This window comes from Arthrobacter sp. UYNi723 (genome assembly GCF_054057635.1).
The window spans coordinates 67690-81008 of sequence record NZ_JBSRZM010000023.1 but is presented as its reverse complement, the minus strand read 5'-3'; the positions used below and the strand labels follow the sequence as shown (position 1 = coordinate 81008).

The window sequence follows — 13319 nt, the reverse complement described above, 5'->3', positions numbered from 1 at the left end:
ACCATCCTGCGCGGAAGAACCAGTAACCATGCCCACGATTCTCCCAGCCGCCCCTACCAGGACATGGTTAATCCGTCGGCGTTTTAAGAATTACGGCCCGTCATTTCTGACCCACGCACCTAGGTGCGGGTGAGTGCCTCGTCGTCGGCTGCGGCATCACTGCCGGCAAGGCCGGCGTCCGCGCTGGAATCCGCGCTGGAATCCGTGGCGTCCACGGCGGACTTTGCTTCGGCGAACTTTTCGTTCAGGCGGGAATGCCGCTGGCCGTAGGCGAAGTAGATCACGACGCCGATGACCAGCCAGCCTGCGAAAAAGATCCACGTCTCCACTGCGAGGTTCGTCATCAGGTAGAGGCACAGGACGGCGGAAACCACCGGGAGGACCTTGCCGAACGGAACGCGGAACGACGGTTTCAGGTCCGGGCGCTTCTTGCGCAGCACCAGGATGCCCAGGCTCACCACGACGAACGCCGACAACGTGCCAATGTTGATCATTTCTTCCAGCAGGTCAACGTTGGTCAAGCCGGCCACAAGTGCTACGGCGGCGCCGCAGATGACCTGGAGGCGGACCGGCGTCGAACGTTTTTCGCTGGTCTTGGACAGCGCGCGGGGCAGCAATCCGTCGCGGCTCATGGCCAGTACCACGCGGGACAGCCCCATCAGCAGCACCATGATGACGGTGGTGAGGCCGATCAGGGAGCCGAAGGCGATGACCTTGGCCGCGGTGGTGTTGCCGACGGCCTCGAATGCGGTGGTGAGGGTGGGCGTTTCTGCTGCCGCGAGGTCCGTGTAGGACACCATGCCGGTGAGTGCGAGGGACACCAGGATGTAGAGCAGCGTCACCACGGCCAGGCCGCCGAAGATGCCGCGGGGCAGGGTCTTCTGCGGGTTTTTGACTTCCTCCGCGGACGTGGCCACGACGTCAAAGCCGATGAAGGCGAAGAACACCAGGGCCGCGCCGGCGAAGATGCCAAGGGTGCCGTACTGGGCGGGCGCGGCACCGGTGAGGAAGCCGAAGAATGATTGCTTCAGAACATCCGCGGAGCCGCCGGCGGTAGGTTCCGCGGCGGGCACGAACGGCGTGTAGTTCTCGAACTTCACATAGGTGAAGCCCACTACGATCACAAACAGCACAACGGCGATCTTGATCAGGGTGAAGACGTTGCCCACGCGGGCGGAGAGCTTGGTGCCAAGCACCAGGAGCACGGTGAAGACGGCAACGATCAGGAACGCACCCCAGTACAGGTCCACGCCGCCGAGCGACAGCGCCGGCGGCACGTCGGCGCCCATCAGTGAGAACACCTTGCTGAGGTAGATGCCCCAGTACTTGGCGATCACTGCCGCGGCGGTGAACAGTTCCAGGATCAGGTTCCAGCCGATGATCCACGCGAGCAGCTCGCCCATGGTGGCGTACGTAAAGACGTAGGCCGACCCGGCGACCGGAATGGCGGTGGCAAACTCGGCGTAGCACATGATGGCCAGGGCACACGTCACGGCGGCAATGGCGAAGGACAACGTCACCGCGGGGCCGGAGAAGTTGGCCGCGGCCTTAGCGCCCACCGAGAAAATGCCGGCGCCGACAGCGACGGCGACACCCATGATCATCAGGTCCCAGCTGCTGAGCGACCGCTTGAGCTTGCGTCCGGGTTCATCGGCGTCGGCAATGGACTGCTCGATGGATTTGGTCCGGAGAAGATTCATAAGGTTCCACGATCCTGATTTGTGTTGGAAACAGACCCATCGACGATACTCGTCCACCCACTGGACGTTCACATCTGTCCCGCATGGTGAGACTCGCTGCCCGCCCCCGGTTAAGCGCGAACGGACACTTGAGGCCCTCGCCGGGAGGGCCTCAAGTGTCCGTTCGCGCTGGTGTGTGGTGCTGGTGCCTTGGTGCTGGCGGCGTGTTGGACCGTACTGCTAGACCGGCCAGTCCATCAGCTTTGACCGGATCAGGAACCGCTTGCCTTCCGGCGACTCAACCGAGAACCCGCTCCCCCGGCCCTGGACCACGTCCACGGTCAGATGGGTGTGGCTCCAGTAGTTGAACTGCTCCTTGGACATCCAGAACTCGAGGGGCTGCGGCTCCAGGCCGTCGGCGATGTCGAACAGCCCCAGGAGGACGTCCGCTTCCGCGGTGATGAACTCCCCGGCCGGATAACACATAGGCGAGGACCCGTCGCAGCAGCCGCCGGATTGGTGGAACATCAGGGGCCCGTGCTGCCCCCACAACTTCCTGAGCAGTCCCAGGGCCTCGGCGGTGAGAGCCACGCGGGAGATGTCCTCCCCGGGCAGCGTCACCGCCGCGTCAAGCCTCGCCTCCATCATCAGTACTTGATGACGACGCGGCCGTCGATCTTGGCGTGCTTCATCTCGTCAAGAACAGCGTTGACCTCGGAGAGTTCCCGGGTGGACACCGTGGGATGGATCTTGCCCTCGGCGTAGAACTCGAGGGCTTCCTCCAGGTCCTGCCGGGTCCCCACGATCGAGCCGCGGACCGTCAGGCCCTTGAGCACAATCTCGAAGATCGGTGCCGGAAAGTCGCCCGGCGGCAGGCCGTTGAACACAATCGTCCCGCCCCGGCGGGCCATGCCGATCGCCTGGCCAAAAGCAGACGGGTGTACTGCGGTGACCAGGACTCCATGGCAACCTCCGGTTTCACGTTGGATGACTTCGACGGGATCTTCGTGCAGCGCGTTGACGGTGAGCTCGGCGCCGTGCTTCTTGGCCAGGGCGAGTTTGTCGTCCGCGATGTCCACGGCAGCAACCCGCAGTCCCATGGCAACCGCGTACTGGACGGCAATGTGCCCCAGTCCGCCGATACCGGAGATGGTGACCCACTGTCCGGGCTTGGCTTCGGTCATCTTCAGGCCCTTGTAGACCGTGACGCCGGCGCAAAGCACAGGTGCGACTTCAACGGGGTCCGAGCCCGCCGGGATGCGGGCGGCAAAGCGCGTGTCCACGAGCATGTACTCCCCGAAGGAGCCGTCCACACTGTAGCCGGCGTTCTTCTGTACCTCGCAGAGTGTCTCCCAGCCGGTGCGGCAGTACTGGCAGTCGCCGCAGGCGGACCAGAGCCAGGCGTTGCCGACGAGGTCGCCGACGGCGAGGTCGGTGACACCTTCGCCCAGGGCAACCACTTCGCCTACGCCTTCGTGGCCGGGGATGAACGGCGGTGTCGGCTTGACCGGCCAGTCGCCCTCAGCCGCGTGGAGGTCTGTGTGGCAGACGCCGGTGGTGATGACCTTGACCAGCGCCTCACCCCGGCCCGGGGTGGGAATGGGGAGGGTCTGGATCTGAAGATCCTTGCCGAACTCAGTTACTACTGCTGCTTGCATTGTCGTCGTCATTGGCGAAATCCTTGCGTAGATAAAGCGATGGTGCGGTGGAGGTGGTGCTGCCTTCCTGAGGGGTGGCCAGGATGGTGCAGGCGGGGACGGACCAGTGCTGGTCCGTCCCCGCCCGGGCTAAGGGCGGCTTAGAAGAAGCCGAGCTTGTTCTCGTTGTAGCTGACCAGGAGGTTCTTGGTCTGCTGGTAGTGGTCCAGCATCATGGAGTGGTTTTCACGTCCGATGCCGGAGGACTTGTACCCGCCGAACGCGGCGCCGGCCGGGTAGGCGTGGTAGTTGTTGACCCACACGCGGCCGGCCTGGATCTCACGGCCGGCCCGGTAGGCGACGTTGCCGTTGCGGGACCAGACGCCGGCGCCGAGGCCGTACAGGGTGTCGTTGGCGATGCCCATGGCGTCGTTGTAGTCGCTGAAGCGGGTCACGGAAACAACCGGGCCGAAGATTTCCTCCTGGAAGATCCGCATCTTGTTGTGGCCTTCGAAAACGGTCGGCTGGACGTAGTAGCCGCCCGCCAGGTCTCCGGGCATGTCGGCCCGGGCACCGCCGGTGAGCACCTTGGCGCCCTCCTGCTTGCCGATGTCGATGTAGGAGAGGATCTTTTCCAGCTGGTCATTGGAGGCCTGGGCGCCAAGCTGGGTTTCGGTGTCCAGCGGGTTGCCCTGGATGATTTTCTCCACGCGGGCCACGGCGTCGGCCATGAAGGAATCGTAGATGTCTTCCTGGACCAGGGCGCGGGACGGGCAGGTGCAGACTTCACCCTGGTTGAAGGCGAAGAGCGTAAAGCCCTCCTGGGCCTTGTCGTAGAACGCGTCGTTGGTATCCGCGACGTCGTTGAAGAAGATGTTCGGGCTCTTGCCGCCGAGCTCCAGGGTGACCGGAATCAGGTTCTGGCTGGCGTACTGGCTGATCAGGCGTCCCGTGGAGGTCTCGCCGGTGAACGCGATCTTGCGGATCCGGGGGCTGGAAGCGAGCGGCTTGCCGGCCTCGACGCCGAAGCCGTTGACCACGTTGAGGACACCGGCCGGCAGGAGATCGCCGATGAGTTCCATCAGGACAAGAATGGACGACGGCGTCTGCTCGGCGGGCTTGAGGACCACGGCGTTGCCGGCTGCGAGGGCCGGGGCAAGCTTCCAGACGGCCATCAGGATGGGGAAGTTCCAGGGGATGATCTGGCCGACGACGCCGAGCGGCTCGTGGTAGTGGTAGGCGGTGGTGTCGTCGTCGAGCTGGGAGAGCCGGCCTTCCTGGGCGCGGACGGCCGAGGCGAAGTAGCGGAAGTGGTCAGCGGCGAGCGGAATGTCCGCGTTCAGGGTTTCGCGGATGGGCTTGCCGTTGTCCCAGGATTCGGCGACGGCCAACATCTCGAGGTTCTCGTCGATGCGGTCGGCGATCCTGTTCAGCACGGCGGCGCGCTCGGCGACGGAGGTCTTGCCCCAGGACGGCGCAATCTTGTGGGCGGCGTCCAGTGCCAGCTCAATGTCTTCCGCGGTGCCGCGGGCCACTTCACAGAAGACCTTGCCGGTGACGGGTGTGATGTTCTCGAAGTACTGGCCCTTGACGGGGGCAACCCACTCGCCGCCGATCCAGTTCTCGTAACGGTCCTTGAACGTGACCTTCGAACCCTCGGTACCGGGCTGTGCGTAAACAGTCATTGCTAGCTCCTTTGCTGTGCATGAAAGGTGGCGCCTGATGATGGCGTCCGCCGTTGGTTCCAGCGTAGGAGTGTGAAGGTTGCAGTCAGGTTGCGCGAGTGTGAGCCAGCTCACGGCCCCGGCGGTCAGGCGCTCAGTTCCGCTTCCAACCGCTCAAGGTCCGCGACGACGGCGGCCCGCTTGGGCGAGCGCGCCGGCAGCAGCTTCAGGGCGGCAGTCCGGACGTCGACGTCGTCCCTCGCCTCCGGAAGGGCCGCGTATTTGAGCAGTGTCTCGGCACTGCCGTCCGTCAGGACCGCTTCGCGCATGAGCGAGGAGACCCTGTCGCGGAGGTCGATGATGCCCGGCGCTTCGGAGCGCGGCAGCACCGCGCCGCGGTAGATTTCCAGGGCAATGCGGTGGGCGCCGCGCTGCAGGCAGTTCAGCACCTGCCCGCTGTCCGGGACCAGGTCCATGGTGAGTTTGTACGGCCGGGATTCGGGGACGGCGGCCGGGTTCAGCTGCTGCAGGATCTTGCGCAGCCGGACCATTTCCGCGCGGAGCGTCATGGTGGGGCCGTCGCCCGGGTAGAGCAGGACACTGAGCTCCTCGGCGCTCAGCCCGTCCGGGTGGGTGCTGAGCAGGGCGAGGATTTCGCTGTGCCGGGCGGAGAGCGCCACCGTTTTGCCTTCGATGCTGAGCAACGCCTGGTCACGGCCCAGAAGCTGCAGGCTGTTGCGGTACAGGCTGCCTTCCTTCGCGCCGCCGGCTCCCCCGGCCCGTGCCGAATTCGGCCTGGCCGCCGAACTGGCGTTCCGCCGTCGGGCCGGCCGGCTGGCAAGGGTGGCCGCCAGCTGCAGCCGCTCAACGCGGAGCTGCGCCTGTGCAGCAGCGACGGTCGCCTCGACGAGCGACAGCGTGTGGGGTGCCACCGCGCTGGCCTTGCCCGTGATGTCTACAACGCCCAGCAGCGCGCCGGAATCCGGATCGTGGAACGGGACGGCGGTGCAGCTCCATGCGTGCACGGACCGCTGGTAATGCTCCGCACCGGAAATCTGGATGCCGCGGCCCAGGGCCAGGGCAGTGCCGGGAGCGCTGGTGCCCACGGTGGCCTCTGACCAGTCGGCGCCCGGCACGAACATCATGCCTTCGGCACGGCGCTGCAGGGCCGGATCGCCTTCCACCCAGAGCAGCCGGCCCACTTCATCACCCACGGCAACGAGCAGGCCACTGTCGTGGCTGGGCTGGACCAGAAGTTTGTGGATCACGGGCATGATGCTCGCCAGGGGGTGCTGCCGCCGGTATTCCTCAAGCTCGTCGGTGTCCAGGGCAAGGGGCGCTTCGGGGTTGTCAGGGTTGGCTTTCAATCGGGCGGACCGCTGCCAGGATTCCCGGATCAGCCGCCGCAGCCCGGGCAGTTCCGGCGCGTCTGGAAACGCATGGGCGTCGAGCTGCTCGTGGGCGGCCAGGGCATGACGCTGGGCAAGTGCAGTTGCTTCGCCGCCGGACGTCGGCGGCAGGATCAGGTTCCTCATCGAACTCCCATCGGTCCTGCAAGTCTACTGGCCGCCGGCGCGAACCCTCCAGCGCCAGCCCTCGCGAACAGACACTTGAGGCCCCTCTGGCGGGGGCCTCAAGTGTCCGTTCGCGCTGTTTGGTGGGTGAGGCTGGGTCAGGCGCGGGAGATGCTGATCATTTCCTCGCGCGGGACTACTTTGATGCGTTCACGCACGACGGCGGCGGTCCCGTCGGCGCCGACCTCGCCTTCTGTCCACGCGGCGCCGAGGGCTGCTTCGTGCGCGTCCAGCTTGATCCAGCCCTCCCAGGTGGTGAACTCGATGCCGCGCTCCGTCAGGAGGTCGATGATGGCCTGCGGGTCCGGGTTCTGGGCGGGTGGCAGGGTGAGCCGGTCCTCCAGCAGGAAGCCGATGGTCTCCAGGGCATCGCCCTTGGTGTGGCCGATGAGGCCGACCGGCCCGCGCTTGATCCAGCCGGTGGCGTAGATTCCGGGGACGGGGTTGCCATCGGCGTCGAGCACGCGGCCGCCCTCGTTCGGGATCACTCCGCGTTTGGCGTTGTATTCCAGCTCGTCCAGTGGCGAACCGTGGTAGCCGATGGCGCGGTACACGGCCTGGACGGGGTAGTCCACAAACTCGCCCGTGCCTTTGACGTTGCCGGTGCCATCCAGCTCCATCCGCTCAAACTTGATGCCGGCCACCCGGCCGGACCCGCCGTCGTCGGGGTCCTGGTAGATCTCCACCGGGCTGTGCAGGAAGTGCAGGTGCAGGCGGCGGGAGGACGGCTCTTCCGCTTCGGCGTGCTCCTCCACAAGCCAGTTGGTCAGCGTGTTCACCATGGTCTTGATCTGGTTGTTGCTGCGGATGGCGTCATCGGAGGCTTCGTCGAACTCGAAGTCCTCCGGGTACAGGACAATGTCCACGTCCTTCATGTGGCTCAGCTCGCGCAGCTCCAGCGGCGTGAACTTGACCTGGGCTGGGCCGCGGCGGCCAAAGACGTGGACGTCGGTGACCGGGGAGTTCTTCAGGCCCTGGTAGACGTTGTCCGGGATCTCGGTGGTGAGGAGTTCATCGGGGTGCTTGACCAGCATCCGGGCCACGTCCAGCGCCACGTTGCCGTTGCCTATCACGGCGATTTCCTTGGCATCCAGCGGCCAGTCGCGGGGCACGTCCGGGTGGCCGTCGTACCAGGACACAAAGTCCGCGCCGCCGAACGATCCGGCCAGGTCAATGCCAGGAATGGCCAGGTCCGCGTCCTTGATGGCGCCGGTGGAGAAGATCACGGCGTCGTAGAAGGCCCGGAAGTCATGGAGGGTGAGATCGCGGCCGTACGTGACGTTGCCCAGGAAGCGGATGTCGCCACGGTCCAGGACCTTGTGCAGCGCGTTCACGATCCCCTTGATGCGCGGGTGGTCAGGGGCCACGCCGTAGCGGATCAGGCCGTACGGGGCGGGGTAGGCCTCAAAAAGGTCGATACTGACCTCAAAATCGCCGTCCTTGACGCCGTTGGACTTGGTCAGGATATCCGCCGCGTAAACACCTGCCGGCCCCGCGCCAACAATGGCAACGCGGAGTGGACGTTTGGAGGTGGTTTCGGCTGGGTTGGACACCGGGAGCCCTTCTGGAACGAGGAGATTGCGACGGAGGCGCACAGTGCAGTTGCGCACAATGTCCCATTCTAAATGTGTTGCAGCGGCACCACGTCGCTTTCCCGGTACAGCAGCGCCCGCAGTTCGGCTTCCGCGGAGTCCAGGCGTGTGGGGTCGATGGTCTCCCCGGCGGCAAAGTGGTCCAGCAGCCGGGGATCGACATAGCTCTTGCGGGCGATCGACGGTGTGTTCCCCAGCACCGCTGCGGCCTCCAGCATGGCCACGCTAATGGCGCCCTTCCGCGCCGAGACTGTCTTCTGCGGGCCGCTGCGCGCCAAGCTGACGGCGGCCGCCACGGTCCCGTGCAACGTCCGGAATTCCTTGGCGGTGAAGTCGAGGCCCGTCCGCTCCTTGACGTAGGCATTGATGTCCGCGCTGGTGACCGGCCGCCAGGTCCGGCCGTCCTTGAACGCGAGCAGCCTGGCATTTCCACCGCGGCGCTTGAGCGTCCGCACCAGGGCGGCGAGGTCGGCGTCGCGGATTTCCGACTCCCAGTCCTTGCCGCTCTTGGCCGGAAAGCTCAGCTCCAGGCACTCCTTGCGGACGTGGACGTGCGCACACAGGAGCGTGGCCAGGCCGCGGCTGCCGTTCTCGTTGGTGTACCGCTCGGACCCCACCCGCAGGGACCCGCTGTCCAGCATCCGGAAGGCCGCCGCCAGGACGCGTTCGCGGCTGGGACCGTCGCTGCGCAGGTCCAGGGTTACCAGCCGGCGGGCGGTGGGCAGCGACTCGGCCAGCTGCAGGGCGCGGTCGAACTTCACGCGGTCTTTCCGCTCCCGCCAGGCGGGATGGTAGATGTACTGCCGCCGGCCCACCGCATCGAGACCGGTCGCCTGGATGTGCCCGTTGTCGAACGGCGCAATCCACACGTCCGTCCAGGCCGGCGGGATGCCGATGCTTTCCAGCCGATCCCGTACCGGCCCCGACGGCAGTGTGGAGCCGTCCAGGTCCCGGTAGCTGAAGCCCGTCCCGGCGGCCACGCGACGGTAGCCGCGGCCGTTTGCGTTGCTGCGGCGGAGCCTCATGGGACGGCAACCTGCGGGGTCATCGGTTCCATGAAGGAAAGCGTACTGAGAATTGACTGGAATACGCGTCCATCAACTGGTGTTATTGGTTAGGTGCCTACTCCCCCTGAAACCACCGCCTTGCCCAAGACCGCCGTGACCGCGCCCGCAGGTCCCAAGGCTGTAGACAAGGAGACGACGGCGGGAGTCCTGTTCGGCTTCGGCGCGTACGGGTTGTGGGGGCTGCTCCCCCTGTACTTCTTCGCGCTGATGCCCGCCAGTGCGGTGGAGATCGTGGCCAACCGAGTGGTGTGGTCGCTGCTTTTCTGCGTCCTCCTGATCACGGTCACCCGGTCCTGGCGTGCGCTGGCCGCAGCGTTCCGCGACCGCTCGGTGTTCGGCACCCTCGCCATCGCCGCCGCACTCATTGCCGTGAACTGGCTGACCTACACCTATGGCGTGACCACCGGCCAGGCTGTCGAAGCCGCGCTGGGCTACTTCATCAATCCCCTGGTCTCGGTCCTCCTGGGTGTGTTCGTCCTGAAGGAGAAGCTGCGTCCGCTCCAGTGGGCCGCCGTCGGAATCGGTTTTGTAGCGGTGGGCGTGCTCACGGTGAGCTACGGCAAACTTCCCTGGATCGCCCTGACCCTGGCCTTCAGCTTCGGCCTGTACGGGTTCGTGAAAAAGCGCGTTGGCCCGAGGGTGGACGCGGTGACCAGCCTCAGCGTGGAAACCATCGTGCTGGCCCCGATCGCCGCGGCCACCATGGTGTTCCTTGGTGTCACCGGCTCGGCCACCCTGGCCAGCCAGGGCCCCGGGCACTTCTGGCTCCTGGTGGCCTCCGGCGTGATCACCGCGGTGCCGCTGCTGTTCTTCGGCGCCTCGGCCCGCCGGCTGCCCATGACCACCATCGGGCTGCTGCAGTACGTCGCCCCGCTCCTGCAGTTCATCGTGGCGCTGGTGGTGTTCCAGGAGGCCATGACGGCCAGCCGCTGGATCGGCTTCGGCGTGGTGTGGCTGGCGCTCCTGGTGCTGACCGTGGATATGCTGCGCGCAACCCGCAAAAACTCGAGGGCAAGGAAACTGGCCCGCTCCTCTTAGGACAGGCGCGAACGTACACTTGTGGCCCCACCCCGAAGCGCGAACGAACACTTGAGGCCCTGGAAACGTGAGTTTCCAGGGCCTCAAGTGTTCGTTCGCGCCGTTGCGAGGGGGCGCTAACTCTATGGGGGTGGGTCCTAGGCGTTGGCCTTGATGGCCGCAGCCAGGACGTCCAGGCCGTCGTTCAGCAGGTCGTCGGTGATGACCAGCGGGGGCAGCAGGCGGATGACGTTGCCGTAGGTGCCGCAGGTGAGGATGATGACACCCTCCTTGAGGCAGGCAGCGGCCACGGCCTTGGTCAGCTCCGGGTGGGGTTCGTTGGAACCGGCCTTGACCAGTTCGACGGCCAGCATCGCGCCGCGGCCGCGGATGTCGCCGATCACGGACTTCCCGGCGCCGGCCAGTTCGGCCTGCAGTTCCTGCAGGCGTCCCGTGGCGAGCTGCTCGATGTGGCGCGCACGTCCGGCGAGGTTGTACTCCTCCATGGAGCCGATGGCCGCCAGCGCTGCGGCGCAGGCAACCGGGTTGCCGCCGTAGGTGCCGCCCAGGCCGCCCGGGTGGACGGCGTCGAGCAGGTCCGCGCGGCCGGTGATCGCGGACAGCGGCATGCCGCCGGCGATGCCCTTGGCCATGGTGATGATGTCCGGAACAACGCCCTCGTGGTCCACCGCGAACCATTCGCCGGTGCGGCAGAAGCCGGACTGGACTTCGTCGGCGATGAACACTACGCCGTTGGCCTTGGCCCAGGCGGCCAGCGCGGGGAGGAAGCCTTCCGCCGGGACAATGAAGCCGCCCTCGCCCTGGATGGGTTCGATGATGATCGCGGCAACCTGGTCGCCGCCGATCTGCTTCTCGATCATGGTGATGGCGCGCTTAGCGGCCTCGGCACCGGTGATCGAGGGGTCCTCCTCGCGGTACGGGTAGCTCATGGGCATGCGGTAGACCTCGGGTGCGAACGGGCCGAAGTTGGTCTTGTACGGCATGGCCTTCGCGGTCAGCGCCATGGTCAGGTTGGTGCGGCCGTGGTAGGCGTGGTCAAAGGCGACGACGGCGTCACGCCCGGTGGCAAGGCGGGCCACCTTGACGGCGTTCTCCACTGCCTCGGCGCCGGAGTTGAACAGCACGGTCCGCTTCTCGTGGCTGCCCGGGGTCAGGCGGTTGAGCTGCTCCGCGAGGGCCACGTAGCTTTCGTACGGGGTGACCATAAAACAGGTGTGGGTGAAGTGCTCCACGGCTTCCTTCACGGCCCCGACGACGGCGGGATCGGACGCGCCGACGCTGGTCACCGCGATGCCCGAGCCGAGGTCGATGAAGGAGTTGCCGTCGACGTCGTGGATGATGCCGCCGTCGGCGTCTGCAACGTAAACCGGAACGGCGGACGCGACACCAGCGGCGACCACTGCCTTGCGGCGCTCGGTCAGGGCGATGGACTTGGGGCCCGGGAAGTCGGCCTGGACACGGCGCTTCTGTTCCAGGCGGAAGGTGATTTCACTTGCTGTGGTGCTCATGGGAGTCTTCTTTCTGCGTGGCGGGGTCTCGACAAGCTCGACCACCGAATTATTGTGCCCGGTGATCGAGCCTGTCGAGATCCTGGTTTCGACAAGCTCAACCACCGGGAGGAGTGTCTTTAGGCGTCGAGAGCGCTCATGACGTGCTTGATGCGCGTGTAGTCCTCGACGCCGTACATGGAGAGGTCTTTGCCGTAGCCGGACTGCTTGAAGCCGCCGTGGGGCATTTCTGCCGTCAGGAGGATGTGCGTGTTGATCCAGACCGCACCGAAATCCAGGTCGCGGCTCATCCGCATGGCCGTGCCATGGTCGGATGTCCAGACGCTGGACGCGAGGGCGTATTCGACGTCGTTCGCCAGCTCGAGTGCCTCCGCCTCGGTGGTGAACTTCTGCACCGTGATGACCGGGCCGAAGGTTTCCTGCTGGACGATGTCATCCGTCTGCTTGGCGCCGGTAACGATGGTGGGTTCGAAGAAGAATCCCTTATCCCCGGCGCGGTGGCCGCCCGTGACAACCTTGCAGTTTTCCGGGAGGTGCTCCACCACGGAGGTGACGGCGTTGAAGTGGTTCACGTTGTTCAGCGGCCCGAAGTAGTTGTCTTCGTCGTTCTGCGAACCGGTGTGCAGGGTCTTGGTGTGCTCCACCATGGCCGCCACAACGTCGTCGTGGACCGAGTCTTCAACCAGCACACGGGTGATGGCGGTGCAGTCCTGGCCGGCGTTGAAGAACGCGAACTCGGCGATGGCCGCGGCACTCTTCTTGATGTCGGCATCCTTGAACACGATGGCCGGGGCCTTGCCGCCGAGTTCCAGGTGGGCGCGCTTGAGGCCCTTCGCGGCTCCGGAGGCCACGGCGATGCCGGCGCGGACCGAGCCCGTGATGGAGACCAGGCCGGGGACCCGGTGTTCCACCATCATGGCGCCGGTTTCGCCGGTTCCCAGCACCACGTTCAACACGCCGGCAGGCAGGATGTCGCCCGCCAGACGGGCCAGCACCAGCGTGGATTCGGGGGTGGTGTCGGACGGCTTGAGGACCACGGTGTTGCCGGCGGCGAGCGCGGGACCGATCTTCCAGATGGCCATCAGGAAGGGGTAATTCCAGGGCGCAACCTGGGCCACTACACCGATGGGTTCGCGGCGCACGTAGGAGGTGTGCCCTTCGAAGTACTCGCCCGCTGATTTGCCTTCCAGGATGCGCGCGGCACCGGCGAAGAAGCGGAGCTGGTCGGCGCCGGCTGCAATTTCCTCGGAGGCAATGAGGCTGCGGACCTGCCCGGTGTTGCGGTGCTGCGCCTCGACAAGTTCGTCGCTGTTGGCTTCAACAGCGTCCGCGAGCTTGAGCAGCATCAGCTGGCGCTGCCCGGGGGTGACGTGCTTCCAGGTCTTGAAAGCATCCTTGGCCGCGGTCATGGCGGCGTCGACGTCGGCCTGGATGGAGACGGGAGACTGCGCCACTACCTCGCCGTTGGTGGGATTGACGATGTCCAGCAGGGCGGTGCCCGCGGGCGTAACGAACTCACCGTTGATGAAGTTCTGCAAGGTTTGAACCACGGTGTACAAC

Annotated in this window: 10 protein-coding genes; 1 reads left to right on the top strand and 9 read right to left on the bottom strand. The window is 65.9% G+C overall.

All coding sequences use genetic code 11. The features are described from left to right. Window positions 1-119: 119 nt before the first annotated feature. The 7 genes from ACVWY0_RS16865 to ACVWY0_RS16835 all read right to left on the bottom strand — a co-directional run bounded on the left by ACVWY0_RS16865 (window position 120) and on the right by ACVWY0_RS16835 (window position 9171). On the bottom strand, window positions 120-1700 hold the full coding sequence (locus tag ACVWY0_RS16865; protein ID WP_485837695.1) for an amino acid permease: 1581 nt from the start codon (window positions 1698-1700) through the stop codon (window positions 120-122). 219 nt (window positions 1701-1919) lie between these two features. Then, window positions 1920-2327, bottom strand: a complete 408-nt coding sequence (locus ACVWY0_RS16860) for a DUF779 domain-containing protein (protein ID WP_485837694.1) — start codon at window positions 2325-2327, stop codon at window positions 1920-1922. Further along, window positions 2327-3349, bottom strand: a complete 1023-nt coding sequence (gene adhP, locus ACVWY0_RS16855) for an alcohol dehydrogenase AdhP (protein WP_485837693.1) — start codon at window positions 3347-3349, stop codon at window positions 2327-2329. The genes ACVWY0_RS16860 and adhP overlap by 1 nt, the downstream gene beginning before the upstream one ends. 128 nt (window positions 3350-3477) lie before the next feature. Continuing rightward, entirely contained in the window at window positions 3478-5001 is a 1524-nt protein-coding gene (exaC, locus tag ACVWY0_RS16850) for an acetaldehyde dehydrogenase ExaC (protein ID WP_485837692.1), read from the bottom strand. A 125-nt stretch (window positions 5002-5126) separates the two neighbouring features. Further along, window positions 5127-6515 (bottom strand): helix-turn-helix domain-containing protein, encoded by a 1389-nt coding sequence (locus ACVWY0_RS16845; protein ID WP_485837691.1) that lies wholly within the window; start codon window positions 6513-6515, stop codon window positions 5127-5129. Between the two features lie 137 nt (window positions 6516-6652). Then, window positions 6653-8107, bottom strand: a complete 1455-nt coding sequence (locus tag ACVWY0_RS16840) for an FAD-dependent oxidoreductase (RefSeq protein ID WP_485837690.1) — start codon at window positions 8105-8107, stop codon at window positions 6653-6655. Window positions 8108-8175: 68 nt separating this feature from the next. Continuing rightward, window positions 8176-9171 carry a DNA topoisomerase IB gene (locus ACVWY0_RS16835; protein ID WP_485837689.1) on the bottom strand — a complete coding sequence of 332 codons (996 nt, stop codon included), beginning with the start codon at window positions 9169-9171 and terminating at the stop codon, window positions 8176-8178. A gap of 93 nt (window positions 9172-9264) precedes the next feature. On the opposite strand from ACVWY0_RS16835, the gene rarD reads away from it, so the two are divergent. After that, window positions 9265-10251, top strand: a complete 987-nt coding sequence (gene rarD, locus ACVWY0_RS16830) for an EamA family transporter RarD (RefSeq protein ID WP_485837688.1) — start codon at window positions 9265-9267, stop codon at window positions 10249-10251. Window positions 10252-10388: 137 nt separating this feature from the next. Here rarD and gabT read toward each other — a convergent pair whose 3' ends face one another. Continuing rightward, on the bottom strand, window positions 10389-11759 hold the full coding sequence (gene gabT, locus ACVWY0_RS16825; RefSeq protein ID WP_485837687.1) for a 4-aminobutyrate--2-oxoglutarate transaminase: 1371 nt from the start codon (window positions 11757-11759) through the stop codon (window positions 10389-10391). A gap of 119 nt (window positions 11760-11878) precedes the next feature. Further along, entirely contained in the window at window positions 11879-13309 is a 1431-nt protein-coding gene (locus ACVWY0_RS16820) for a gamma-aminobutyraldehyde dehydrogenase (protein ID WP_485837686.1), read from the bottom strand. Window positions 13310-13319: the final 10 nt, after the last annotated feature.